Consider the following 23,388-nt stretch of genomic DNA (forward strand, 5'->3'; position numbering starts at 1 on the left):
GTTTGAGGATCGGGGTCCGGGGCGGAGCCCCGGCAATGACCGAGGCCCGGCCCCCCGCGACGGGGGGGCCGGGCCTCAGGTCACTTCAGCGGAGCGCCTCAGTGCGAGTGACCGTGGCCGTGACCGGCGGCCTCGGGCTCCTCCTCCGCCGGCTTCTCGACGACCAGGGTCTCGGTCGTGAGGAGCAGGGAGGCGATGGAGGCGGCGTTCTCCAGGGCGGAGCGGGTGACCTTGACCGGGTCGATGACGCCGGCCTTGACCAGGTCGACGTACTCGCCGGTCGCGGCGTTGTAGCCGCTGCCCTTCTCGAGCTCCTTGACCTTGGAGACGATCACGTAGCCCTCCTGGCCGGCGTTCTCGCCGATCCAGCGGAGCGGCTCGACGACGGCGCGGCGGACCACGGCGACACCGGTGGCCTCGTCGCCGTCCTTGCCGAGGGAGTCCTCGAGGACCTTGGAGGCGTGCACCAGGGCGGAGCCACCACCGGAGACGATGCCCTCCTCGACCGCGGCGCGGGTCGCGGAGATGGCGTCCTCCAGACGGTGCTTCTTCTCCTTGAGCTCGACCTCGGTCGCGGCACCGACGCGGATGACGCAGACGCCGCCGGCCAGCTTGGCCAGGCGCTCCTGCAGCTTCTCGCGGTCCCAGTCCGAGTCCGTGTTCTCGATCTCGGCCTTGATCTGCGCGACGCGTCCCTGGACGTCCTCGCCCTTGCCGCCACCGTCGACGATGGTGGTGTCGTCCTTGGTGATGGTCACGCGGCGCGCGGACCCGAGCACCTCGAGACCGGCCTGGTCGAGCTTGAGGCCGACCTCCTCGGCGATGACGGTGGCACCGGTGAGGGTGGCCATGTCCTGGAGCATCGCCTTGCGGCGGTCACCGAAGCCGGGGGCCTTGACCGCGACGGCGTTGAACGTGCCGCGGATCTTGTTCACGACCAGGGTCGACAGGGCCTCGCCCTCGACGTCCTCGGCGATGATCAGGAGCGGCTTGGAGCCACCGGCCTGGATGACCTTCTCCAGGAGCGGGAGCATGTCCTGGATCGAGCCGATCTTGCCCTGGTGGATCAGGATGTACGGGTCGTCGAGGACGGCCTCCATACGCTCCTGGTCGGTGACGAAGTACGGGGACAGGTAGCCCTTGTCGAAGGCCATGCCCTCGGTGAAGTCGAGCTCCAGGCCGAAGGTGTTGGACTCCTCAACGGTGATGACACCGTCCTTGCCGACCTTGTCCATCGCCTCGGCGATGAGCTCGCCGACCTGGTTGTCCTGGGCGGACAGACCGGCGACGGCGGCGATGTCGGACTTCTCGTCGATCGGGCGGGCGGTCGCGAGGAGGTCCTCGGACACGGCCTTGACCGCGGCGTCGATGCCCTTCTTCAGGGCGGCCGGGGAAGCACCGGCGGCGACGTTGCGCAGGCCTTCCTTGACCAGGGCCTGGGCCAGCACGGTGGCGGTGGTCGTACCGTCACCCGCGATGTCGTTGGTCTTGGTCGCCACCTCCTTCACGAGCTGCGCGCCGAGGTTCTCGTACGGGTCCTCGACCTCGACCTCACGGGCGATGGTGACGCCGTCGTTGGTGATGGTCGGGGCGCCGAACTTCTTGTCGATGACGACGTTGCGGCCCTTGGGGCCGATCGTCACCTTGACCGTGTCGGCAAGCTTGTTGACGCCGCGCTCGAGGGCGCGACGGGCGTCCTCGTCGAACTTCAGGATCTTCGCCATGGAGCTGAATCAGTCCTCTCGAAACGAACCGCGCCCCTCGCACCCGGCATTCTCAGCGGGGGCCAGGGGCGCGGTTCAAAGCATTCTGCTTCGGTGAAGCCGGGAAAGCTTGGGTGAATTACTTCTCGACGATCGCGAGCACGTCGCGAGCCGAGAGGACGAGGTACTCGTCGCCGTTGTACTTCACCTCGGTGCCGCCGTACTTGCTGTAGAGCACGACATCGCCGACCTTGACGTCGAGCGGAAGGCGCTCGCCGTTCTCGAAGCGGCCGGGACCCACGGCGAGGACGGCGCCCTCCTGGGGCTTCTCCTTCGCGGTGTCCGGAATGACCAGGCCAGAGGCCGTGGTCTGCTCGGCGTCGAGCGGCTGGACCACAATGCGGTCCTCGAGCGGCTTGATGGCAACCTTGGAGCTGGAGGTCGTCACGATCCGGTCTCCCCCTTCGGAGATCTCACGGGGTTAACAGTCTGGGGTGGCGACCAGGTGGATCCGTCGTCGCGGGTGCCGGACCTGCCCGTCGCTGTCTGGCACTCTCCACTGGTGAGTGCCAGGGCCGAGACTATGACCGCGATTAGCACTCGGTCAAGCGGACTGCTAATCGACTGCGTCGCGAATCGGTGGAAGGGCACCTCACAGGTACTCCTCCAGGGCCGCCACCCGGTATCCCTCGGCCTCGACGCGGCGCAGGAGACGCGGCGCCGTCTCCGCCCGGACCCCGAGGATGTCGCCGGGGCGCAGCGCCCCCTCCGGCTCGCGCCACAGGACGATCGCGTCGACCCCGCAGGCGCCCGCCGCCCGCAGGGTGTTCCCGTCGTACGCGCCCGACGGCGGGTGGAACAGCCGGGGCGCAGTGCCGAAGCGGCCCTCGACGCGGTCGCGCTGGCCGCAGATCTCGGCGTGCTGCTCGACGTAGCCCAGGCCCGGGAGGAAGGGCTGGGTGAGGGTGCGGTTCTGCACCTGGGCGCCGGCGGCCCGCAGTTCGCGCAGGCGGCCCTCGCCCGCGCCCGCGAGGAACACAGAGACGGGCAGCCGCCGCTCGCGGACCAGGTCGACGAGGCGGGGATCGCGCCCGGCCCCGTCCCCGTACGCGAGGAAGACCACCTTGTCGCGGGTGGGGACGCGGGAGACGACCGGCGGGACCGTCGGCCGGGTCACCGCGCCGACCGCCGGCCGGGCGTCCGGGGCGAGGGAGGCGGGCTGCCCGGCGCAGCCGGAGAGCAGCGCGGCGGCCAGGGCGCAGCCGACGAGCCGCGCCCCGGCCCTGCGGTGTGTCACAGGTAGTCCTCCAGGCGCGCCACCGCGTACCCCTTGGCGTGGAGGTACTTCATGAGTCTGCGGATCATGTCGGGCATCGTGCCCTTCCAGTCCTCGCGGCCGCGGAAGTGCGTGAGTAGGATGTCGCCCGGATGGATGTCCCGGTCCCACTCGCGGTAGTCCATGCGGTCGACGAAGGCCTCGGCGTTCCAGATCGGCACGTGCGTGATGCCGCAGGCCTTGGCGGCGCGCAGGGTGTCCCGGTTGTAGTCGCCGAACGGCGGGCGGAACAGCGTGGGCCGCTTGCCGTACTTCTCCTCGATGACGTCCTGCATGCCGCAGATCTCGCGCTTCTGCCGCGCATACGACAGGGCGGGCAGGAACGGGTGGTGCAGCGTGTGGTTGTTGAGGGTGACGCCGCGGTCCCGCATCTGCCGGAAGTAGCCGTACTGGGGCTTCACCTCGGCGTCGGTCAGGAAGGCCGTGTACGGGATCCGCAGCTCGCTCATCATCTTCAGGAACCGCGGGTCCTTCTCGGCGCCGTCGTCGATGGTGAGGAAGACGATTTTGTCCTTGGTCGGGACGGTCGAGAACACGGGTGGCAGGCCGAGCTTCTTCTGTCCCGCGACCTCGAAGCCGGGCCGCGCCTCGATGACCGGCTTCTTCGCGGGCGGGCGCGGGGCGGTCAGCGGCACGGCCGACAGGCCCCAGCGGCGGGTGGCCGCGACGAGGGCGGCCCGCTGGGCGCGCAGCTTCGTCGCGTACGCGTCGAGGGCGCGGGCGGGCGGCGCCTGGAGTCCCTGCTGGCCGGGGGCGGGCCGGACCGGCGGGTCCGCCTCCTGGGTGGTCGCGCAGCCGGTGGCGAGGGCGGAGGCCGCGAGGAGCGCGCCGAGGAGACGGACGCCGTGTCTTCTCCTGCGTCTCCTCCGGGTCAACTTTCGGACGGTTTCTTCGTTTTGTCGTACTAGTTGCATGGCGCCGGATCCTGACAGCTCACGGGCCCGTTCCCGGGCCGACACCGCCGCCTGGCGCGCACCGTCGCCCGCCTGGCCCACAATGGGGCAGGTGAACGACCCCGCCGACTTCTCCGCCCTGCTGACCCCCGAGGGCCGGGCCCTGCTCGCCGAACTCCGCGACCACGACCCGTCCCAGGAACTCGCGCTCGCCACGAAGCTGCGCCGCGACCACCCGGCCGCGCTGGTCTCCGCGGCGCTCGCGCAGGCGCGGCTGCGGCAGCGGGCGGCGGCGAAGTTCGGGGCCGAGGACGCGTCGCGGATGTACTTCACGCCGAACGGCGTGGAGCAGTCGACGCGGACGAGCGTGGCGACGCACCGGGCGCGGGTGTTCCAGGACCTGGGCGTACGGTCCGTGGCCGATCTGTGCTGCGGCATCGGCGGCGACGCGATCGCGCTCGCCCGCGCGGGGATCTCCGTGCTGGCCGTCGACCGGGACCCGCTGACCTGCGCCGTGGCGCGGGCGAACGCGGAGGCGCTCGGGCTCGCCGACCTCATCGAGGTGCGTGAGGCGGATGTGACCGAGGTGGACACGTCCGGGTACGACGCGGTGTTCGTGGACCCCGCGCGGCGGGGCGGCCGCGGCCGCGTCTTCGACCCCGAGGCCTACTCCCCTCCCCTGTCCTGGGCCGTGTCCGCGGCGCTCACGGCGCCGCGCGCCGCGCTGAAGATCGCGCCGGGCATCCCGCACGAGGCGATTCCGGCTCAGGCCGACGCGGAGTGGATCTCGGACGGGGGTGACGTGAAGGAGGCCGTGCTGTGGTTCGGAACCGTCCCCGGGCGGATGCGAGCGACGCTGCTGCCGGGTCCGCGGGCGCTCACCGGGCGCGGGCTGCCCGACCCCGGCGTGCGCCCCGTCGGGCGGTACCTGTACGAGCCGGACGGCGCGGTCATCCGGGCGCATCTGGTCGCCGAGGTGGCCGAGGAGGTCGGCGGCGGGCTCCTCGACGAGACGATCGCGTACGTGACGTCCGACGCCCTCCACCCCACGCCCTACGCCTCGGCGTACGAGATCACCGACCAACTCCCCTTCAACGTGAAGAAGTTGAAGGCGCTGCTGCGGGAGCGGGGCGTCGGCGTCCTCACGGTCAAGAAGCGGGGCTCGGCGGTCGAACCGGAGGAGCTCCGCCGCAAGGCCATGCCCAAGCCGTACGGGAAGGCGTCCGCCACGGTCTTCCTGACGCGGGTGGCGGGCGCCCCCACCATGCTGGTGGGCCATTCAAGCCCCACCCCTTCAAGCCCCTCCGGCGATTGAGGAGCGGGGCATGGGGCGGAGCCCCAATCCTTTGAGCCCCTGCGGCGATTGAGCAGGCGGCTCCGTGGCCGACGCCTCGGGGCTCCGCCCCGGACCCCGCTCCTCAATCGCCGGAGGGGCTTGAACGGCCATCGCCGGAGCCGCTTGAGTGGCACTCGCCAGAGGGGCTTGAGCGGCCCAGCAAGTACTCGCGTTCGCGCTCGTTGCGGGTGAGGTAGGCCGCCCGCCCGAACTCGGCCCGCGCCTCCTCCCCCCGCCCCAACCGCTCCAGCAGATCGCCCCGCACGCTGGCCAGCAAGTGGTAGTCCCGCAGCGCGGGTTCACCGGCCAGACCGTCCACGATCGCGAGCGCCGCGCCCGGCCCCTCGGCCATCGACACCGCGACCGCCCGGTTCAGCTCGACCACCGGTGAGGGCGCGCGGGCCGCGAGCATCCCGTACAGCGTGGCGATCCGCGCCCAGTCGGTCTCCTCGTAGGCGTACGCGTGGGCGTGACAGGCGGCGATCGCGGCTTGCAGCACGTACGGACCCGGCGCCCCGGAGGACACCGCGTCGGCCCGGCCGAGCGCGGCGAACCCGCGGCGGATCAGGAGCTTGTTCCAGCGCGTCCGGTTCTGGTCCTTGAGCATGACGGGCGCCCCGTCCGGTCCGGTCCGGGCGGCGGAGCGGGACGACTGGAGCTCCAACAGCGCGGCCAGACCGTGCACTTCGGGTTCCTTCGGCATCAGCGACTGGAGGACGCGGGCGAGCCGCAGCGCGTCCTCGCACAGGGCGGGCCGGAGGTAGTCGTCGCCGGCGGTGGCCGCGTAGCCCTCGTTGAAGACGAGGTAGATGACTTCGAGGACGGAGCCGAGCCGGGCCTCGCGGTCCGGGCCGTACGGGACGTCGAAGGCGACGTTCTTCGTGGCGAGGGTGCGCTTGGCGCGGACGATGCGCTGGGCGACGGTCGCCTCGGGGGCGAGGACCGCGCGGGCGATCTCGGCCGTGGTCAGGCCGCCGAGCAGCCGCAGGGTGAGGGCGACGCGGGCCTCGGCGGACAGCACGGGGTGGCAGCTCATGAAGACGAGGCGCAGGAGGTCGTCGTCGATGTCGTCGGGGTCCGTGACGCCCGGCTCCTCGTACGCGAACTCCGTGGCCCGGCCGACCTCCTGGAGCTTGCGGGCGTAGTTCTCGCGGCGGCGCACGAGGTCGACGGCGCGGTGCCTGGCGGTGGCCGTGAGCCAGGCGCCCGGCTTGTCGGGGACGCCGTCCCGCGGCCACTGCTCCAGGGCGGCGACCAGGGCGTCCTGGGCCAGTTCCTCCGCGATGCCGACGTCGCGGACGACGCGGGTGACGGCCGCGATGATGCGCGGCGCCTCCATGCGGAAGACGGTCTCGACGGTGTGGGCCGTGGCCCCGTGCTGTGCTGTCACGACCCACCATCAGACACCGCGGACGGCGCCGGGCCAAGGCGTTCGGGCGGCTCAGCCCTCCACGATCTCCCGGATCTCGGAGGTGACGGTCCAGTGCTCCTCGTGGACCGTCAGGAACCGCTTGGCCCACTCCAGGCACTCGGCCTCGTCCTTGGTCTGGAGGATCGCGTAGCCGCCGACGACCTCCTTGGTCTCGGTGAAGGGCCCGTCGGTGACGCTGATCTCGCCCTTCTCGTAGTGCACCCGCTTGCCCTGCGCGGACGGCGTGAGCCCGGCGGTGTCGAGCAGCACGCCCGCCTTCGTCATCTCTTCGAGGAGCGCCCCCATGCGCTGCATCAGCTCCTCGCTGGGTCCTTCGGCGGGGGCGTTGCTCTCGTCGACGCGGACCATGGTCAGGTAGCGCGGCATGGTGATCTCCCGTACTGGCGAACGGCCGGCTCTTCCGGCCTCTCACCCCTGCGTCGAACGGGCTCCGCCCGGATCGACACGTCCGCCGAACTTTCTCGAAGAATTTTTTTCGGGGCCCCGCGACCGCCCGCCACGCCGCCCGGTCAGGCCGCCTCGAACCTCCACCGGTGCACCGTCCGCGTCACCAACGACGCGTCGGGCTCCGGCAGTTCGGGGAGGTCGGCGTCGTACGGGGCGTTCCACCAGGTGATGACGAGGACGCGGTCCTGGGGGGCGCGGAACGTCTCCCGGCGCTCCGGCTCCCGCTCCAGGACCTGCGCCTTCGCCCAGGCCAGCAGCTCTTCCCCGCGGCCGTCGACGGCGCGGGCCTCCCACATCAGCGCGACGGTCACGAGTACAGGTTCTCCTTGCTGACCTCGTGCACGTGGTCGTGGTGGTGCCCGCCGTGGCCCGGCACGTGCGGTTCCGTCACCGGGAGGGAGGAGTCGGCCGGCAGGTCCCACGAGGACGGCGTCCGGTTGCGGGCGACCATCTCGGCGCCGAGGGCGGCGACCATCGCGCCGTTGTCCGTGCACAGCTTGGGGCGCGGCACCCGAAGACGGATCCCGGCCTTCTCGCAGCGCTCCTCGGCGAGGGCGCGCAGCCGCGAGTTGGCGGCGACACCGCCGCCGATCATCAGGTGGTCGACGCCCTCGTCCTTGCAGGCCCGGACGGCCTTGCGGGTCAGCACGTCGACGACGGCCTCCTGGAAGGACGCCGACACGTCGCGCACCGGCACGTCCTCGCCGGCCGCCCGCTTGGCCTCGATCCACCGGGCCACGGACGTCTTCAGGCCGGAGAAGGAGAAGTCGTACGCCGGGTCGCGCGGCCCGGTGAGCCCGCGCGGGAAGGCGATCGCGTTCGGGTCGCCCTCCTTCGCGTACCGGTCGATGACGGGCCCGCCCGGGAACCCGAGGTTCAGCACCCGCGCGATCTTGTCGAAGGCCTCGCCGGCCGCGTCGTCGATGGTCGCGCCGAGGGGCCGTACGTCGGACGTGATGTCGGTGGAGAGCAGCAGCGACGAGTGCCCGCCCGACACCAGCAGCGCCATCGTCGGCTCGGGCAGCGTGCCGTGCTCCAGCTGGTCGACGCAGATGTGCGAGGCGAGGTGGTTGACGCCGTAGAGCGGCTTGCCGAGCGCGTAGGCGTACGCCTTGGCGGCCGAGACCCCGACCAGCAGCGCGCCCGCGAGCCCCGGCCCGGCCGTGACGGAGATCCCGTCGAGGTCCTTCGCCGTGACGCCCGCGTCCTTCAGGGCGCGCTGGATCGTGGGGACCATCGCCTCCAGGTGCGCGCGGGAGGCGACCTCGGGGACGACGCCGCCGAAGCGGGCGTGTTCGTCGACGCTGGAGGCGACGGCGTCGGCGAGCAGGGTGGTGCCGCGGACGATGCCGACGCCGGTCTCGTCGCAGGAGGTCTCGATACCGAGGACGAGCGGTTCGTCAGCCATGGTTCTTCTCTTCACTCAGTGAGTCACTTGCGGTGTGGGTGTTCAGGCGCATCACGAGCGCGTCCACGTTGCCGGGCTGGTAGTAGCCGCGCCGGAAGCCGATCGGCTCGAAGCCGAAGCGCTCGTACAGCTTCTGCGCCCGCGTGTTGTCGACGCGCACTTCGAGCATCACCTGGTCGACCTCGAAGGCCGTGGCGTGCCGCAGCAGCTCGGTGAGCAGCCGGGCGCCGAGCCCGGTGCCCCAGTGGTCGCGGTCGACGGCGATGGTCTGGATGTCCGCCAGGTCCCCGGAGGCGGCGACGCCCCCGTACCCGACCAGCCGCTCGCCCTCGTACGCGACGACGTACCGCCGCGTCGAGCCGACCCCGCGCGCGTGCGCCAGCTCGGACCAGAACATGCCGCGCGACCAGGCGTCGTCCGGGAACAGCGCCTTCTCCAGGACGAGTACGGGGTCGATGTCCCACCACCGCATCTCGCGCAACGATGCGTCCACGGCCGTCACTTGGGGGTGACCACCTTGTAGTTCTTGGGCACCTGCGCGTCGGGGCGGCGCAGATAGAGGGGGCGCGGTTCGAGCAGTTCCTCGCCCGCCGCCAGCTTCTCGGCGGCGAGGGCCGCGAGCGCGGCGGCCGACACGTGCTGGGGTCCGCGCGCGTCCGGGAACGTCTCCGGGTACAGCAGCGCCCCGGCGCCCACGGCGGGCAGCCCGGCGACGGCCCCGGCGATGTCGGCGGGCCGGTCGACGGCGGCGTCGGTGACCCGGGTCCGCGCATCGTCGTAGCGCGCCCAGTACACCTCCTTGCGCCGCGCGTCCGTGGCGACGACGAAGGGCCCCTCGATGTCCCGCGCCTCGTAGGCGAGCCCGTCGAGCGTGCACACGCCGTGCACGGGCACCCCGAGCGCGAGCCCGAACGTGTCGGCGGTCATCAGTCCGACCCGCAGCCCCGTGTAGGGGCCCGGTCCCACGCCCACGACGATGCCGGTGACGGCGTCGAGCCGGGCGCCGGCCTCGGTGAGTACCCGGTCGACGGCGGGCAGCAGCAGTTCCCCGTGTCTGCGGGCGTCCACCTGACTCGACTCGGCGACGACGGATGTCCCGTCGTGCAGGGCGACGGTGACGGCGGGGGTGGCGGTATCCAGAGCGAGCAACAGCACGCGAACAGCCTACGACTCCGGGGAGGCGGACACGTCCGCGCTCCGCCAAGCCGCGGGCGGCCGGGGCCCGACTGCTACCGTCACCCTGAGGTTCGAACTTGAGAGGCAGGCACCTGGTGGCACGGAGCAGCACCGGATTCGTGACCGCGCTCACGGCGGGGGCACTCGCCGTGGTGGGCTTCCTCGCCTTCCAGGCGTCGGCGAACGCGCCGGAGAACCTCGCCGAGGGCAAGCAGGACACGTCGCCCTCCGCGTCCGCGTCGAAGACGCCCAAGAAGAAGACGGACCCGAAGGCGCTGCCCGCCGGGTCCGGCAAGGGCGAGCGCGTCGTGTACGCGCTGGACGCCGACCGGGTGTGGCTGGTCGGCGAGGACAACAAGACGCAGTCGACGTTCGAGGTGACCCCCGGCACGGTGGACCCGACGCCCGGCGCCTACTCGGTGACCTCCCGCTCCGGCTCCGTCACCGGCACCGACGGCGTCCCCATCGAACACGTGGTCCGCTTCACCACCACCAACGGCATCGCGATCGGCTTCAGCGCCGCCGTCAACGGCTCCACGGCCGCCCCCGACCCCGCCAAGCAGACCGGCGGCATCCGCGAGTCCCGCAAGGACGCCACGGCGATGTGGAACTTCGCAACGATCGGCGTCAAGGTCGTCGTCGTCAAGTAGCAACCTTCAAACCCGACCGGCCGCCCCTTCCAAGCCCGACCGGACTCCCTTTCAAGCCCCTCCGGCGATTGAGGAGCGGGGTCCGGGGCGGAGCCCCGCGTCCGCAACCACGTCCCGCCGCACCAAGGGCTCCGCACACCTCGCGGGCGCGACCGGCGGCGTGGAAACGACCCGCGCCGCCCCACACGCCACCAACAACTCCCGCATCGACACTGCACGCACACCGTCACGTTCCGAAGTCGACATGGATACCTCCAGGCGGCAGTCGAAGGGACCTGGTTAGGTAGACCTAACCAGCACCGGCCTCCATGTGAACACGCCGAAGGCGCGCCGCGCAAGAATTTGCCGACGCGCTGTCGGAATAAAGAACACGTACGGGCAACGCACGGAACACGTACGCCGTACGAGGGCTCAGCCCGCGACCGCCCCCAGGTCCGCCCCGCTCCACCGCTCCCCGACCCCGTGCAGCGTCACGACCCGCACCTCGTCCGTCGTGTCCCCGGTGGCCCGGTCGATCACCACGTGCAGCCGGTCGTCGGACAGCTCCTCGACCTTGCCGTCGCCCCACTCCACGACGACCACGGAATCGGGCAGCGAGACGTCGAGGTCGAGGTCCTCCATCTCGTCGAGCCCGCCCCCGAGCCGGTACGCGTCGACGTGCACCAGCGCCGGCCCCTCGCCGAGCGGCGGATGCACCCGGGCGATCACGAACGTCGGCGAGGTCACGGCGCCCCGCACCCCCATGCCCGCGCCGAGCCCGCGCGTCAGCGTCGTCTTGCCCGCGCCGAGCTCGCCGGTGAGCATGACGAGGTCGCCGGGGCGCACCTGTTTGGCCAGGGCGAGCCCCAACTCCCGCATCTCGTCCGGGGAGTTGACGGTGACGGTGACCGTGTTGACGGGGGTGGTGGCGGTCGGGTCCGCGGACTCAGCCGCCGGGTCGTGCGGTGCTGCCGGTGTCTCCATAAATCCCCACGGTAGCGGCTGTCGGCACGGCTCCCGCACGCACCAGCAGGTCCGCCATCCGGTCGGTCACGGCCTCGGGGTGCTCCAGCATCACCAGATGCCCGGCGTCCGGCACGAGCACGAACTCCGCGTCCGGCAGCAGCGCCGCGATCGCCTCGCTGTGACCGCTCGGCGTGACCAGGTCGTGCTCGCCGGAGAGCACGAGCACGGGCAGCTGCGCGAACCGCTCCAGGGCGGCTGCCTTGTCGTGCTCCTCGAACGCCGGGTAGAACTCCGCGACCACGTCGATCGGCGTCCCCTCGATCATCCGCTCGGCGAACCGCGCGACCGCCGGATCGACGTCCCGCGAGGCGAACGAGTACCGCTTGATGATCCCGGCGAAGAGGTCGGCCGTGGCCCGCCGCCCCTTCTCCACCAGCTCGGCCCGCTGCCCGAGCACCTTCAGCACACCGGGCAGCACCCGCCGCACCGCGTTCACGCCGGCCACCGGAAGCCCGTAGTTGACCTCACCGAGGTTCCCCGACGACGTCCCCACGAGGGCGACGCCCACGACCCGCTCGCGCACCAGGTCCGGGCACTGGTCGGCGAGCGCCATCACGGTCATGCCGCCCATGGAGTGGCCGACGAGGACGAGCGGGCCCTCGGGCGCCGCCGCGTCGATGACGGCCTTCAGGTCGCGGCCGAGCCGGTCGATGGAGACGGGCACCCCGTCCTCGACCTGCTCGGCGCCGCGCCCCGACCGCCCGTGGCTGCGCTGGTCCCAGTACACGCAGCGGACGACGCCGCGCAGGGCCGCACGCTGGAAGTGCCAGGAGTCCTGGCTGAGGCAGTAGCCGTGGCTGAAGACGACGGTGACGGGCGCCGGGGCCTTGCGGCCGAACAGGCGGCGCCGCCGCGGCCCCGCGCCACCGGCGAGTTCCGGGTCCACCTCCTCGACCTCGTAGTACAGCTCGGTGCCGTCCTCGGCGTACGCCTTCCCGGGGACGCCGCGCAGCGCTCCGTAGGGGCCCGAGGCGTCGAGGGCGAGCCGGGCCTTCTTGCGCATGCCGCGCCCCACGGTCAGCCGCTCGATGGCGACGCCCGCGGCGGCCCCGGCGGCGACCACTCCTATCGCGGCGCCCGCGAGGCCGGCCCGCCGCCAGCTCCCCGAGGCGGCGGCGTCCGCCGCCTCGACGACCGCCGCCGTGGCCTGTGCGCTGGTCTCGCTCACGTGCCGCTCCCCTTGTCGCGCCGTGCTCCGCGTCCCGGCTGTCGGGTGTCCGGTGGTGGAGTTCCCGTTGAAGGGTTCCCCGATGTGCCGTTCTGTTCGCGCTTCACATGGTGGCGGCTCGCACGGCCCCGTCCGGGGACGCTCAGGCCGTGACGCTGGTCACGCCCGCGCGCCGCCGTCCGCCCCGTCCACGTAGACGCGCGGTACGCGGGATCCGATCCGCGTCACGATCTCGTACGCGATGGTGCCCGCCGCGACCGCCCAGTCCTCGGCGGTCGGCTCGCCGAGATCACCGGGGCCGAAGAGCACCGCCTCGTCCCCGGCGGCCGGCTCGTCGCCGCCGAGGTCCACGACGAACTGGTCCATGGCCACCCGCCCCGCGACCGTGCGCCGCTTGCCGGCGATCAGGACGGGGCCGGTGCCGGAGGCGTGCCGCGGGATGCCGTCCGCGTATCCGAGCGGGACGAGACCGAGCGTCGTCTCGCCCGGTGTGACGTAGTGATGCCCGTAACTGACGCCGAGTCCACCCGGCGCGTGCTTCACGAGCGCCAGACTCGCCTTGAGCGTCATCACGGGGCGCAGCCCGAAGTCGCCGGGCGTGCCGACCTCGGGGCTCGGCGCGATCCCGTACATCGCGATGCCGGGGCGGACGAGGTCGAAGTGGGTCTCGGGAAGGGTCAGCGTCCCCGGGGAGTTGGCGATGTGCCGCACCTCGGGGGTGACGCCCGCGCCCTCCGCGTACGCGACCATCTCGCGGAAGACGGAGAGCTGGGCGGCGATGGAGGGGTGGCCCGGCTCGTCGGCGCACGCGAAGTGCGACCAGAGCCCGGTGACGTTCACGAACCCGGCGGCCTGCGTGGCGAGCGCCTCGCGCACGAGTTCCGGCCAGTCGCCGGGCAGGCACCCGTTGCGCCCGAGGCCGGTGTCCGCCTTGAGCTGGATCCGCGCGACCCGCCCGGCCGCCCGCGCGGCGTCGACGACCTCCCGCAGCGCCCACATCCCGCTGACGGACACGTCGATGTCGGCCTCGACGGCCTCCCGCCAGGGCCCGCCCGGCACCCACAGCCAGCACAGGACCCGCCCGGTCAGCCCGGCGGCCCGCAGCTCCAGCGCCTCCTCGGGGGTGGCGGCCCCCAGCCACTCGGCGCCCGCCTCCTTCGCGGCCCGCGCGACGGGGAGCATGCCGTGCCCGTACGCGTCCGCCTTCACCACGGCCATGAACGCGGCCCCGGGCGCATGGGCGCGCAGGGCCCCGACGTTGGCCTTGAGCGCGGCCAGATCGATCTCGGCGCGGGCGCGGAGCGGGGCAGTCACGTTCTCGTTCATGGTGAGGTCAGTGTCTCAGAGGCCAGGGAGACGCCGTCCGTTGGGCAATCCGTCACAAATCCCTGCGGGCCGGGGCGGCGCCCCTGAGGGACACTCGAAGGCATGCGACTCGCCCACGACACAGCAACGGTCCGGTCCGCCGAACGCGAGCTGATGGCGCGCCTGCCCGAGGGCGCGCTGATGCAGCGCGCCGCCGCCGGCCTCGCCACGGCCTGCGCCGACCTCCTCGGCAAGGTCTACGGCTCCCGCGTCACCCTCCTCGTCGGCTCGGGCGACAACGGCGGGGACGCCCTGTACGCGGGCGCGCGCCTGGCCCGCCGGGGCGCGGGCGTCACGGCGCTGCTCCTCTCCCCGGAGCGGGCGCACTCCGGGGGCATCGCGGCCCTGCGGGCGGCGGGCGGGGCGCTCCTGGACGCGCAGGTCGAGAACGCGCCGGAGCTGGTCGCCCGCGCCGACCTCGTCGTGGACGGCATCGTCGGCATCGGCGGCAAGGGCGGCCTGCGCCCCCGCGCGGCCGAACTGGCCGACGCCGCTCGGGGCACGGTCGTCTCCGTCGACCTGCCGAGCGGCGTCGACGCCGACACCGGCCAGGTGCACGGCGAGGCCGTGCGCGCCGACGCGACCGTGACCTTCGGAACGTACAAGCCGGGCCTCCTGATCGACCCGGCCCGCGCGTACGCGGGCGCCCTGCGCCTCGTCGGCATCGGCCTCGAACTCGGCGCGGCCCAGGCGGAGCTGGAGGCGCTCCAGTACGCGGACGTGGCGGCCCTGCTGCCCGCGCCCACCGGCGAGAGCGACAAGTACCGGCGCGGCGTCGTCGGCATCGTCGCGGGCTCGGCCCGCTACCCCGGCGCGGCGGTCCTGGCCGTGGCGGGGGCGCTGCACGGCGGGGCGGGCGCGGTGCGTTACGTGGGTCCGGCCGCGGACGCGGTGCTCGCCCGGTTCCCGGAGACGCTGGTCTCGGCGGGGCCACCGGCGAAGGCGGGCCGGGTCCAGGCATGGGTGATCGGCCCCGGCCTCGGCGACGACGCCTCGGGCCTGCACGACGTCCTGGCCTCGGACGTCCCGGTCCTCATCGACGCGGACGGCCTGCGCCTCGCGGAGCGGGCGACGGTACGCGCCCGCACGGCCCCCACCGTGCTGACCCCGCACGCGGGCGAGGCGGCGGCGCTCCTCGGGGTGACGCGCGCCGAGGTGGAGTCCGAACGCCTCGACTCCGTACGGGAGTTGGCGGGCCGCTACGACGCCACGGTCCTCCTGAAGGGCTCGACCACCCTCGTCGCCCCGCCCGACGGCACGCGCCCGGTCCGCGCCAACCCCACCGGCACCGCCTGGCTCGCCACGGCCGGCAGCGGCGACGTCCTCTCCGGGCTGACCGGCTCGCTCCTCGCGACGGGCCTCGACCCCCTGGACGCCGCCTCGGTCGGCGCCCACCTGCACGGCCTCGCGGCCCGGCACGCGGCGGACGGCGCGCCGATCTCGGCGCAGGACGTGGCGGGCGCGCTCAGGAACGCCTGGCGGGACGTCACGGAGAACCGCTGAACAGCGGCCGCCGCTACCCCTCCGCCACCACCACCGCCGACGCGACCCCCGCGTCATGGCTGAGCGACACGTGGAACCCCCGCACCCCCAGCTCGGCCGCCCGCGCCGCCACGGTCCCCGTCACCCGCAGCCGGGGCTGCCCGCTGTCCTCGACCCAGACCTCGGCGTCGGTCCAGCGCAGCCCGGCGGGCGCGCCGAGCGCCTTGGCGACGGCCTCCTTCGCCGCGAACCGGGCGGCGAGCGAGGCGACACCGCGCCGCTCCCCGCTGGGCAGCAGCAGCTCGTCGTCCAGGAACAGCCGCGCGGCCATGCTCGGCGTACGCTCCAGCGACGCCGCGAACCGCTCGATCTCGGCCACGTCGATACCGACCCCGATGATGCTCATGCAGCAGACCTTACGGTCGCCCCCGAGTCAGGCCGTCCGCCCCTGGGCGATCCGGTCCCGCGCGTCCTGCACCAGGGACAGGTACTCGGCCTCTTCGCAGCGCGGCTTGCTGCCGAAGCGGTAGAAGTCGAGGCAGTCGTCCAGGTCCTCGGCTATGTCCTCGTCGGGCAGCTCCAGCGCGAGCTCACTGCCCACCTGGTCCGCCCAGTCGTCCATGGCGTACGCGTCCACCGGCTTGCGGCGGGCGAATTTCGGCACACGAAGCACGGTCATCACGGTCCCCTCCCGCCCCGCCGGCAGCGTCCCTCCCCACGGGTGCCGAAAACCTATCGCCGCCCCTCACAAAGGGTCCATGCCTGTGGCGAAGCTGTGACGAACGGGGTACCCGTCCCGCCCGGCGTGACACACCCCACCTGCCGTCCGAGGCCACACAGCCGTAACAATGGACTGTGATCTCTCCGATCTCCGAGCCCAAGACACCGTCGTCCTCCCGGAGCGCCCACCGGCCCAGGCCGGAGGCGACTCCCTACGTCGACCTGACCCGCACGGAATGGAGCGCGCTGCGCGACAAGACGCCCCTGCCGCTGACCGCCGAGGAGCTGGACCGGCTGCGCGGCCTCGGTGACGTGATCGACCTGGACGAGGTCCGCGACATCTATCTGCCGCTGTCCCGCCTGCTGAACCTGTACGTGGGCGCGACCGACGGCCTGCGCGGGGCGCTGAACACGTTCCTCGGCCAGACCAACAAGAAGGCCGCCCAGTCCGGCACCCCCTTCGTCATAGGAGTCGCCGGCTCCGTCGCGGTCGGCAAGTCGACCGTCGCCCGCCTCCTCCAGGCCCTGCTCTCCCGCTGGCCGGAGCACCCGCGCGTGGAGCGGGTCACGACCGACGGCTTCCTGCTCCCCACCAAGGAGCTCCAGGCCCGCGGCCTGATGTCCCGCAAGGGCTTCCCCGAGTCCTACGACCGGCGCGCCCTGACCCGCTTCGTCGCCGACATCAAGGCCGGCAAGGACGAGGTCACCGCCCCCGTCTACTCGCACCTGATCTACGACATCGTGCCCGGCGAGAAGCTCGTGGTGCGCCGCCCCGACATCCTGATCGTCGAGGGCCTGAACGTGCTCCAGCCCGCGCTGCCCGGCAAGGACGGCCGCACCCGCGTCGGCCTCGCCGACTACTTCGACTTCAGCGTGTACGTCGACGCGCGCGCCGAGGACATCGAGGCCTGGTACCTGAACCGGTTCCGCAAGCTGCGCGCGACGGCCTTCCAGGACCCGTCCTCGTACTTCCGCAAGTACACGCAGGTCTCCGAGGAGGAGGCCCTCGACTACGCGCGCACCACCTGGCGCACCATCAACAAGGTCAACCTGCTGGAGAACGTGGCCCCCACCCGCGGCCGCGCCGGACTCGTCATCCGCAAGGGCCCCGACCACAAGGTGCAGCGGCTGCGTCTGCGCAAGCTGTAGCGACTACTCTGCGCGCATGCTGCATCTGCGCCTGATCACGCCGCCCGGGACCACGGACGACGCGGTGCGTCTGATCGAGGAGACGACCGGCACCACGCATCTCGTGGTGCTGCCGGGCTGTGCCCGCAACCCGTCGGGGGACGTCGTCATGTGCGACGTCGCCCGCGAGGCCGGAGACGAACTCATCGGCGCGTTGCGGGAGTTGGGCATCGACAGGACGGGCTCGATCTCCGTCGAGAACATCGACCTGTCGCTGTCGAAGCGCGCCGACGAGGCGGAGGACGAGGCGCCGGGCGAGGGCGCGGACGCGGTGCTGTGGGAGCAGCTGGCGGACGCCACGCACGAGGAGTCCACGCTGACCGTCACGTACGTGGCGTTCCTCGTGATCGCCACGATGATCGCGGCCTGCGGTGTCGTGCTCGACAACGCGATTCTGATCGTGGGCGCGATGGCGGTCGGCCCGGAGTTCGGCCCGCTCGCCGGGTTCTGCACGGCGCTGGTGCGGCGCTCGCCGCGCCTGGCGTGGCGCTCCCTGGTCGCCCTGCTCGTCGGCTTCGCGGTGGCGATGGCGGTGACGGTGGGCTTCAGCTACTTCATGGACGCCGTGAACCTGTTCAGCGAGGGCAAGCTGGAGGGCGACCGCCCCAACACCGGGTTCGTCTACGCGCCCGACTGGTTCTCGTTCGTGGTGGCCGTGCTCGCGGGCGCGGCCGGCACGCTCTCGCTGACCTCGGCGAAGTCCGGGGCGCTCGTGGGCGTCGCGATCTCGGTGACCACGGTTCCGGCGGCGGCGAACGCCGCGGTGGCCCTCAGCTACGGCGACATGAAACAGACGTGGGGCTCGACTCAGCAACTGCTGCTGAACCTGCTGGGCATCGTCCTCGCCGGTACGTTCACGCTCCTCGCCCAGAAGTACTTCTGGGCCAAGCAGCGTGAACGCACCGCCAGGAAGTCCGCCACGGCCTGACCAGGTCCGAGAGGACTAGCCGAGCGCCGACTTCACGACGTCGGCCAGGCGCTCCGCCACGGACCGGGCCTGCCCGATGTCGGCCGCCTCCACCATGACCCGCACCAGCGGCTCGGTGCCGGAGGAGCGCAGCAGCACCCGCCCGGTCGCGCCGAGCTCCCGCTCCGCGTCCGCCACGGCCGACTGGAGCTCCGCGGACGTGGTGACGCGGGACTTGTCGACGTCCGGCACGTTGATGAGCACCTGCGGCAGCCGCTCCATGACGCCCGCCAGGTCCTTCAGCGTCCGCCCGGTCTGCGCGACGCGCGCCGCGAGCAGCAGGCCCGTCAGCGTTCCGTCACCGGTCGTGGCGTGGTCGAGAACGATGACGTGGCCGGACTGCTCGCCGCCGAGCGCGAACCCGTTCTCCTTCATGTTCTCCAGGACGTACCGGTCGCCGACGGCGGTCTGCACGAGGTTGATGCCCTCGCGCTCCATCGCCAGCTTCAGCCCCAGGTTCGACATGACGGTGGCGACAACGGTGTCGTCGCGCAGTACGCCGCGCTCCTTCATGTCGAGCGCGAGCACCGCCATGATCTGGTCGCCGTCCACCTCGGAGCCGGTGTGGTCCACGGCCAGGCAGCGGTCGGCGTCCCCGTCGTGCGCGATGCCGAAGTCGGCCCCGTGCTCGACGACGGCGGCCTTCAGCAGGTCGAGGTGGGTCGAACCGCAGCCGTCGTTGATGTTGAGGCCGTCGGGCTCGGCGCCGATCGTGACGACCTCGGCACCGACGCGCGTGAAGGCCTCCGGGGAGACCCGGGAGGCCGCGCCGTGCGCCTCGTCGAGGACGATCTTCAGGCCCTCGATCCGGTTCGGCAGCACGCCCACGAGGTGCGCGATGTACTGGTCGAGCCCCGCGTCGTACGACTTCACGCGGCCGACGCCGGCGCCCGTCGGGCGGTTCCACGGGGCGCCGGTGCGGTGCTCCTCGTAGATCGTCTCGATGCGGTCCTCAAGGGCGTCGTCCAGCTTGTGGCCGCCGCGGGCGAGGAACTTGATGCCGTTGTCCGGCATCGCGTTGTGGCTCGCGGAGAGCATCACGCCGAGGTCCGCGCCGAGCGATCCGGTCAGATACGCCACCGCGGGCGTCGGCAGCACGCCGACGCGCAGCACGTCCACTCCGGCGCTGGCCAGGCCCGCGACGACGGCGGCCTCCAGGAACTCGCCCGAGGCCCGCGGATCACGGCCGACGACGGCCACCGGGCGATGGCCCTCGAAACTGCCGGCCTCGCCCAGTACATGCGCCGCCGCGACCGACAGACCGAGCGCGAGCTCCGCCGTCAGATCCGCGTTGGCGACACCGCGCACGCCGTCCGTGCCGAAGAGTCGTCCCACTTGAAGTCCTCCGAACCTTCACATCGACATAAGCCGAACGCCCCGGCGGCACGAAAGGTGCCGCCGGGGCGAACGGGAAAAGCAAGCAGGGCAGCGAGATTTAGCGCTTGCTGTACTGCGGGGCCTTGCGGGCCTTCTTCAGACCGGCCTTCTTGCGCTCGACCGCACGGTCGTCGCGGCGGAGGTAACCGGCCTTCTTGAGGGCGCCGCGGTTGTTGTCCACGTCGGCCTCGTTCAGCGCGCGGGCCACGCCGAGGCGCAGGGCACCGGCCTGGCCGGAGACGCCGCCACCCGCGATGCGGGCGATGACGTCGTAGCGGCCGTCGAGCTCGAGCACCTTGAAGGGCTCGTTGACTTCCTGCTGGTGCACCTTGTTCGGGAAGTAGTCCTCGAGCGTGCGCCCGTTGACCTTCCACTTGCCGGTGCCGGGCACGATGCGAACGCGCGCGATGGCGTTCTTGCGGCGGCCCAGGCCGGCGGCCGGCTGCGGGTCACCGAAGCGGGCGGGGTTGGACTCCGAGGTGTACTCGCCCTCGACGGGCGCGTCCGACTCGGTGGTGTAGCTCTCGACGTCGACGATCTCGGTCTCTTCGACCGGCGTCTCGGCAGTGGTCTCGGCCACGATTCTCCTCAGATTCTTTTCTGTCTTAGGGGGTGTGGCCGGAACTACTGCGCGACCTGGGTGATCTCGAACGGCACCGGCTGCTGGGCAGCGTGCGGGTGCTGGTCGCCCGAGTAGACCTTCAGCTTCGAGAGCATCTGACGGCCGAGCGTGTTCTTGGGAAGCATGCCCTTGATGGCCTTCTCGACGGCCTTCTCCGGGTTCTTCTCCAGAAGCTCGTCGTAGCGGACGGAACGGAGGCCGCCCGGGTACCCGGAGTGGCGGTACGCCATCTTCTGGGTCCGCTTGTTGCCGGACAGGTGCACCTTGTCGGCGTTGATGATGACGACGAAGTCGCCCATGTCCATGTGCGGCGCATAGGTCGGCTTGTGCTTGCCGCGCAGGAGGCTGGCGGCGGTGGTCGCCAGACGGCCCAGGACGATGTCCTGAGCGTCAATGACGTGCCACTGGCGAGTGATGTCGCCGGGCTTGGGGCTGTACGTACGCACGGTCGTATGCCTTCGCTTCTCAGTGAATGGGGTGCTGACACACGGCACCGCTGAAGCGATCATGCAGCTGGGGCTCACAGAAGCCGGGGACGCTAACCCGTATGCGAGCCACTGGTAACTGCTCCAGGGAACCTACGTAAGGGCTTTGCGCGTGAGAACGACCAAGCCAATACGTATAACAACCGCCGAGAATACCCGGGTGGCCCTGTGCGGGTCAAAACGCGTGGGCCCCGCGGAACCGGAGGGCCGAGGGCGGCGCCCCACAAGGCCGTACCTCTAAGATGCGCCCCATGAGTTTCGGGCAAGGGGGATCCCCGTGGGGGCCCAATGACGGCGGGTCGACCCCCGACTGGGCGTCGCTCGCGGAAGCATCAGAGGCACGCGCGCGCAAGAAGCGCTGGTTGATCATCGGCGGCGCCGCGGTCGCCACGCTCGCCGTCGGTTCGGCGGTGGCCTGGGGAATCGTATCGGCGAACAGCAAGAACGAGGCCGCGAACAAACCGGCCGAGCAGCTGCCGGGCACCGCAGACATCCCCAGCGCGGGCAAGTCGGGAGGGCCGTCCTTCGACGCGACGACCCCGCCGCCCCCGCTCGACCCGAACGACTTCATCAACAGCGCCGCCAAGGACAAGGCCCCACTCACCGCGGACTCGCTCTTCCCGATGAAGACGCTCACCATCGGCGAGCGCGTCTACAAGCGGGGCGCCACGGCCCGCACCACGAACTGCGCGTCCGCCGCCCAGAAGGGCCTGGCCGGCATCCTCAGCGGCAACGGCTGCGACCAGATGATCCGCGCCACGTACTACAAGGGCGACTCCGCGGTCACCATCGGTGTCGCCGTGTTCAAGACGAAGGCGCAGGCGACGAAGGCCAAGGACCAGTACGACTTCGACGGCACGGTCGTCTCGCTGCCCGGCTCCGGCGTGCCCACGTTCTGCCGCACCACGGTGTGCCGGCAGACCGCGAACTCGGTGGGCCGCTACGCGTACTTCACCAACGGCGGCCTCACCAACGGCAAGGACGCCACGAAGCAGGACACCACGGTGTTCGCGCTCGGTGACGACCTCCAGGAGTACACCTTCCAGCAGATCAAGCGGCGCGGCGAGGTCCAGGCGTCCGCGGCGGCGACGGCGGGCTGACCCCCGCCGCCCCGGGCGCCCGCCTCAGCAGCAGCCGGCGCCCGGCAGCGTCCGCCGGTTGCGCGCCTCCTTGTTGCGCGCGGCGAGCAGCTCGTCGGCCGGGTACCCGACCTCCTCCAGCGTCAGCCCGTGCGGGCGCACCACGTGCACCGCGGAGTCCCGCACCCCGGCGGCGAGCACCTTGCCCGGCCAGTCCGCCGGCCGGTGCCCGTCGCCCACGAACAGCAGCGCCCCGATGAGCGAGCGCACCATGTTGTGGCAGAAGGCGTCGGCCCGCACGGTCGCGGTGACGATCCCGTCCTCGCCGCGCACGAGGCTCAGCTCCTGGAGCGTACGGATGGTCGTCGCGCCCTCGCGCTTCTTGCAGTAGGCGGCGAAGTCGTGCTCCCCGAGCAGCCGCCCGGCGGCCTCGTTCATGGCATCGACGTCCAGCGGCCAGTCGTGCCACAGCACGTGACCGCGCAGCAGCGGATCGACACCGCCCGGGTGGTCCGTGACGCGGTACGCGTACCGCCGCCAGATCGCCGAGAACCGCGCGTTGAACCCGCTCGGCGCCTCGGCCACCGACCACACCCGGACGTCCTTCGGCAGCCGCCCCGCGAGCCGCTTCAGCAGCTTCTCCCGGTGCTCGGCCCACAGCTCCGCCGGCAGGTCCACGTGCGCGACCTGGCCCCGCGCGTGCACCCCGGCATCGGTCCGCCCGGCGACCGTCAGGTCGTACGTCGTCGTGGACCGCGTCACCGTGCGGAGCGCGTCCTCGATCTCCCCCTGCACGGTCCGCCGCCCGGAGGCCTGCTTGGCCCATCCGGAGAAGTCCCTGCCGTCGTAACTCACGTCGAGCCGCAGCCGCACGAACCCCTCGGCCACCTCATCACTCACAACAAAATCCTTCACGGGAAACGGGAAGCGGGAGAAACGGAAAGCGGGCCCGCCCCGAAAGGGCGGGCCCGCTCACACACAAGGCGTCAGCCTCAGGCGTCCTTCGACTCCTCGGCCGGAGCCTCGGCGGCCTCGGCCGGAGCCTCGGTCTTCGCCTCGGTGGCCTCGGCGTCCTTGGCGGCACGCTTGGTGGCGGCCTCGGCCTCACCGGTGGCCTCCTGCGCGACCGTCAGGGCCTCGACCAGCTCGATGACAGCCATGGGCGCGTTGTCGCCACGGCGGTTACCGATCTTGGTGATACGGGTGTAGCCACCCGGACGGTTCTCGTAGCGCGGGGCGATCTCGGTGAAGAGCGTGTGGACGACGCCCTTGTCCGTGATGACCTGGAGCACCTGACGGCGGTTGTGAAGGTCGCCCTTCTTCGCCTTGGTGACCAGACGCTCCGCGTACGGACGCAGACGACGGGCCTTGGCCTCGGTCGTCGTGATCTTGCCGTGCTCGAAGAGGTTCTTCGCGAGGTTCGCGAGGAGCAGCTTCTCGTGCGCGGCGCTGCCGCCCAGACGGGCACCCTTGGCGGGCTTCGGCATGGTGTTTCTCCTTGGTGTCTGCCCCGGCCGTACTAGGTACCAGGGTCAGTATCCGAGCGAGC

General features: G+C 71.9%; 26 protein-coding genes. 6 read left to right on the forward strand and 20 right to left on the reverse strand.

Going from position 1 to position 23,388, the window contains the following annotated elements; genetic code table 11:
- Positions 1-98 precede the first annotated feature (98 nt).
- The 4 genes from groL to ACYBSK_RS33685 form a co-directional block, all read right to left on the reverse strand.
- On the reverse strand, positions 99-1,724 hold the full coding sequence (gene groL, locus ACYBSK_RS33670) for a chaperonin GroEL (protein ID WP_457481052.1): 1,626 nt from the start codon (positions 1,722-1,724) through the stop codon (positions 99-101).
- Positions 1,725-1,842: 118 nt separating this feature from the next.
- Complete coding sequence (gene groES / locus ACYBSK_RS33675) at positions 1,843-2,151, reverse strand: co-chaperone GroES (protein ID WP_306321012.1); 309 nt, start codon at positions 2,149-2,151, stop codon at positions 1,843-1,845.
- Positions 2,152-2,355: 204 nt separating this feature from the next.
- The gene (locus ACYBSK_RS33680; protein ID WP_460244370.1) at positions 2,356-3,000 is read right to left on the reverse strand and encodes a polysaccharide deacetylase family protein; all 645 of its coding nucleotides are present in this window, start codon (positions 2,998-3,000) and stop codon (positions 2,356-2,358) included.
- Positions 2,997-3,953, reverse strand: coding sequence for a polysaccharide deacetylase family protein (locus ACYBSK_RS33685; RefSeq protein WP_457481054.1), 957 nt, complete (start codon positions 3,951-3,953; stop codon positions 2,997-2,999). The genes ACYBSK_RS33680 and ACYBSK_RS33685 overlap by 4 nt, the downstream gene beginning before the upstream one ends.
- 82 nt (positions 3,954-4,035) lie before the next feature.
- On the opposite strand from ACYBSK_RS33685, the gene ACYBSK_RS33690 reads away from it, so the two are divergent.
- Positions 4,036-5,247 (forward strand): class I SAM-dependent methyltransferase, encoded by a 1,212-nt coding sequence (locus ACYBSK_RS33690; protein WP_460244371.1) that lies wholly within the window; start codon positions 4,036-4,038, stop codon positions 5,245-5,247.
- A gap of 103 nt (positions 5,248-5,350) precedes the next feature.
- Here the strand turns inward: ACYBSK_RS33690 and ACYBSK_RS33695 are convergent, their stop codons facing one another.
- The 6 genes from ACYBSK_RS33695 to tsaB all read right to left on the reverse strand — a co-directional run bounded on the left by ACYBSK_RS33695 (position 5,351) and on the right by tsaB (position 9,710).
- Positions 5,351-6,607: an RNA polymerase sigma factor gene (locus tag ACYBSK_RS33695; protein ID WP_460247151.1), complete on the reverse strand. Its 1,257-nt coding sequence runs from the start codon at positions 6,605-6,607 to the stop codon at positions 5,351-5,353.
- A gap of 102 nt (positions 6,608-6,709) precedes the next feature.
- Positions 6,710-7,066, reverse strand: a complete 357-nt coding sequence (locus ACYBSK_RS33700) for a YciI family protein (RefSeq protein WP_457481056.1) — start codon at positions 7,064-7,066, stop codon at positions 6,710-6,712.
- A 143-nt stretch (positions 7,067-7,209) separates the two neighbouring features.
- Positions 7,210-7,458 carry a hypothetical protein gene (locus ACYBSK_RS33705; protein WP_457481057.1) on the reverse strand — a complete coding sequence of 83 codons (249 nt, stop codon included), beginning with the start codon at positions 7,456-7,458 and terminating at the stop codon, positions 7,210-7,212.
- A complete protein-coding gene (gene tsaD / locus ACYBSK_RS33710; protein ID WP_457481058.1) occupies positions 7,455-8,555 on the reverse strand; it encodes a tRNA (adenosine(37)-N6)-threonylcarbamoyltransferase complex transferase subunit TsaD in 1,101 nt (366 codons plus the stop codon). Before tsaD ends, ACYBSK_RS33705 begins: the two co-directional genes overlap by 4 nt.
- A complete protein-coding gene (gene rimI, locus ACYBSK_RS33715; protein ID WP_457481944.1) occupies positions 8,548-9,027 on the reverse strand; it encodes a ribosomal protein S18-alanine N-acetyltransferase in 480 nt (159 codons plus the stop codon). Before rimI ends, tsaD begins: the two co-directional genes overlap by 8 nt.
- Before the next feature lie 26 nt (positions 9,028-9,053).
- Positions 9,054-9,710, reverse strand: coding sequence for a tRNA (adenosine(37)-N6)-threonylcarbamoyltransferase complex dimerization subunit type 1 TsaB (gene tsaB, locus ACYBSK_RS33720; RefSeq protein WP_460244372.1), 657 nt, complete (start codon positions 9,708-9,710; stop codon positions 9,054-9,056).
- Between the two features lie 116 nt (positions 9,711-9,826).
- Between tsaB and ACYBSK_RS33725 the strand changes: the two genes are divergently transcribed.
- Positions 9,827-10,381 (forward strand): hypothetical protein, encoded by a 555-nt coding sequence (locus tag ACYBSK_RS33725; protein WP_460244373.1) that lies wholly within the window; start codon positions 9,827-9,829, stop codon positions 10,379-10,381.
- Positions 10,382-10,792: 411 nt separating this feature from the next.
- Here the strand turns inward: ACYBSK_RS33725 and tsaE are convergent, their stop codons facing one another.
- From tsaE to alr, 3 genes are all read right to left on the reverse strand, one after another.
- On the reverse strand, positions 10,793-11,344 hold the full coding sequence (gene tsaE / locus ACYBSK_RS33730; protein ID WP_460244374.1) for a tRNA (adenosine(37)-N6)-threonylcarbamoyltransferase complex ATPase subunit type 1 TsaE: 552 nt from the start codon (positions 11,342-11,344) through the stop codon (positions 10,793-10,795).
- Positions 11,307-12,554 (reverse strand): alpha/beta fold hydrolase, encoded by a 1,248-nt coding sequence (locus ACYBSK_RS33735; protein ID WP_460244375.1) that lies wholly within the window; start codon positions 12,552-12,554, stop codon positions 11,307-11,309. Before ACYBSK_RS33735 ends, tsaE begins: the two co-directional genes overlap by 38 nt.
- A 159-nt stretch (positions 12,555-12,713) precedes the next feature.
- A complete protein-coding gene (gene alr, locus ACYBSK_RS33740; protein WP_460244376.1) occupies positions 12,714-13,880 on the reverse strand; it encodes an alanine racemase in 1,167 nt (388 codons plus the stop codon).
- Between the two features lie 102 nt (positions 13,881-13,982).
- Between alr and ACYBSK_RS33745 the strand changes: the two genes are divergently transcribed.
- A complete protein-coding gene (locus ACYBSK_RS33745; RefSeq protein ID WP_460244377.1) occupies positions 13,983-15,422 on the forward strand; it encodes an NAD(P)H-hydrate dehydratase in 1,440 nt (479 codons plus the stop codon).
- Positions 15,423-15,435: 13 nt separating this feature from the next.
- On the opposite strand, the gene ACYBSK_RS33750 is transcribed toward ACYBSK_RS33745, so the two are convergent.
- Both ACYBSK_RS33750 and ACYBSK_RS33755 read right to left on the reverse strand, forming a co-directional pair.
- Positions 15,436-15,807, reverse strand: coding sequence for a holo-ACP synthase (locus tag ACYBSK_RS33750; RefSeq protein ID WP_457481065.1), 372 nt, complete (start codon positions 15,805-15,807; stop codon positions 15,436-15,438).
- A gap of 27 nt (positions 15,808-15,834) precedes the next feature.
- The gene (locus tag ACYBSK_RS33755) at positions 15,835-16,080 is read right to left on the reverse strand and encodes a hypothetical protein (protein ID WP_460244378.1); all 246 of its coding nucleotides are present in this window, start codon (positions 16,078-16,080) and stop codon (positions 15,835-15,837) included.
- Between the two features lie 176 nt (positions 16,081-16,256).
- Here ACYBSK_RS33755 and coaA point away from each other — a divergent pair, with 176 nt between their 5' ends.
- Complete coding sequence (gene coaA / locus ACYBSK_RS33760; RefSeq protein ID WP_457481067.1) at positions 16,257-17,270, forward strand: type I pantothenate kinase; 1,014 nt, start codon at positions 16,257-16,259, stop codon at positions 17,268-17,270.
- Positions 17,271-17,286: 16 nt separating this feature from the next.
- Positions 17,287-18,237 (forward strand): DUF389 domain-containing protein, encoded by a 951-nt coding sequence (locus ACYBSK_RS33765; protein WP_457481068.1) that lies wholly within the window; start codon positions 17,287-17,289, stop codon positions 18,235-18,237.
- A 15-nt stretch (positions 18,238-18,252) separates the two neighbouring features.
- Here the strand turns inward: ACYBSK_RS33765 and glmM are convergent, their stop codons facing one another.
- From glmM to rplM, 3 genes are all read right to left on the reverse strand, one after another.
- Complete coding sequence (gene glmM / locus ACYBSK_RS33770; protein WP_457481069.1) at positions 18,253-19,611, reverse strand: phosphoglucosamine mutase; 1,359 nt, start codon at positions 19,609-19,611, stop codon at positions 18,253-18,255.
- A gap of 100 nt (positions 19,612-19,711) precedes the next feature.
- Complete coding sequence (gene rpsI, locus ACYBSK_RS33775; protein WP_457481070.1) at positions 19,712-20,233, reverse strand: 30S ribosomal protein S9; 522 nt, start codon at positions 20,231-20,233, stop codon at positions 19,712-19,714.
- Positions 20,234-20,277: 44 nt separating this feature from the next.
- Positions 20,278-20,721, reverse strand: coding sequence for a 50S ribosomal protein L13 (gene rplM / locus ACYBSK_RS33780; RefSeq protein ID WP_457481071.1), 444 nt, complete (start codon positions 20,719-20,721; stop codon positions 20,278-20,280).
- A 290-nt stretch (positions 20,722-21,011) separates the two neighbouring features.
- Here rplM and ACYBSK_RS33785 point away from each other — a divergent pair, with 290 nt between their 5' ends.
- Complete coding sequence (locus tag ACYBSK_RS33785) at positions 21,012-21,860, forward strand: hypothetical protein (RefSeq protein ID WP_460244379.1); 849 nt, start codon at positions 21,012-21,014, stop codon at positions 21,858-21,860.
- A 24-nt stretch (positions 21,861-21,884) separates the two neighbouring features.
- Here ACYBSK_RS33785 and truA read toward each other — a convergent pair whose 3' ends face one another.
- Positions 21,885-22,739, reverse strand: a complete 855-nt coding sequence (gene truA / locus ACYBSK_RS33790; RefSeq protein ID WP_457481073.1) for a tRNA pseudouridine(38-40) synthase TruA — start codon at positions 22,737-22,739, stop codon at positions 21,885-21,887.
- Positions 22,740-22,831: 92 nt separating this feature from the next.
- The gene (gene rplQ, locus ACYBSK_RS33795; RefSeq protein WP_457481074.1) at positions 22,832-23,326 is read right to left on the reverse strand and encodes a 50S ribosomal protein L17; all 495 of its coding nucleotides are present in this window, start codon (positions 23,324-23,326) and stop codon (positions 22,832-22,834) included.
- Positions 23,327-23,388: the final 62 nt, after the last annotated feature.

The organism is Streptomyces sp. BYX5S (assembly GCF_054724165.1).

What these genes read in the sequence shown, in the direction of transcription:
- alr (WP_460244376.1), bottom strand. Translation starts at nt 13,880, where the DNA reads ATGAACGAGAACGTGACTGCCCCGCTCCGCGCCCGCGCCGAGATCGAT.
- ACYBSK_RS33750 (WP_457481065.1), bottom strand. Translation starts at nt 15,807, where the DNA reads ATGAGCATCATCGGGGTCGGTATCGACGTGGCCGAGATCGAGCGGTTC.
- rimI (WP_457481944.1), bottom strand. Translation starts at nt 9,027, where the DNA reads ATGCGGTGGTGGGACATCGACCCCGTACTCGTCCTGGAGAAGGCGCTG.
- tsaE (WP_460244374.1), bottom strand. Translation starts at nt 11,344, where the DNA reads ATGGAGACACCGGCAGCACCGCACGACCCGGCGGCTGAGTCCGCGGAC.
- ACYBSK_RS33695 (WP_460247151.1), bottom strand. Translation starts at nt 6,607, where the DNA reads ATGGAGGCGCCGCGCATCATCGCGGCCGTCACCCGCGTCGTCCGCGAC.
- ACYBSK_RS33785 (WP_460244379.1), top strand. Translation starts at nt 21,012, where the DNA reads ATGAGTTTCGGGCAAGGGGGATCCCCGTGGGGGCCCAATGACGGCGGG.
- ACYBSK_RS33690 (WP_460244371.1), top strand. Translation starts at nt 4,036, where the DNA reads ATGGGGCAGGTGAACGACCCCGCCGACTTCTCCGCCCTGCTGACCCCC.
- ACYBSK_RS33685 (WP_457481054.1), bottom strand. Translation starts at nt 3,953, where the DNA reads ATGCAACTAGTACGACAAAACGAAGAAACCGTCCGAAAGTTGACCCGG.
- rplQ (WP_457481074.1), bottom strand. Translation starts at nt 23,326, where the DNA reads ATGCCGAAGCCCGCCAAGGGTGCCCGTCTGGGCGGCAGCGCCGCGCAC.
- ACYBSK_RS33700 (WP_457481056.1), bottom strand. Translation starts at nt 7,066, where the DNA reads ATGCCGCGCTACCTGACCATGGTCCGCGTCGACGAGAGCAACGCCCCC.
- ACYBSK_RS33765 (WP_457481068.1), top strand. Translation starts at nt 17,287, where the DNA reads ATGCTGCATCTGCGCCTGATCACGCCGCCCGGGACCACGGACGACGCG.
- ACYBSK_RS33745 (WP_460244377.1), top strand. Translation starts at nt 13,983, where the DNA reads ATGCGACTCGCCCACGACACAGCAACGGTCCGGTCCGCCGAACGCGAG.
- tsaD (WP_457481058.1), bottom strand. Translation starts at nt 8,555, where the DNA reads ATGGCTGACGAACCGCTCGTCCTCGGTATCGAGACCTCCTGCGACGAG.
- groL (WP_457481052.1), bottom strand. Translation starts at nt 1,724, where the DNA reads ATGGCGAAGATCCTGAAGTTCGACGAGGACGCCCGTCGCGCCCTCGAG.
- ACYBSK_RS33755 (WP_460244378.1), bottom strand. Translation starts at nt 16,080, where the DNA reads ATGACCGTGCTTCGTGTGCCGAAATTCGCCCGCCGCAAGCCGGTGGAC.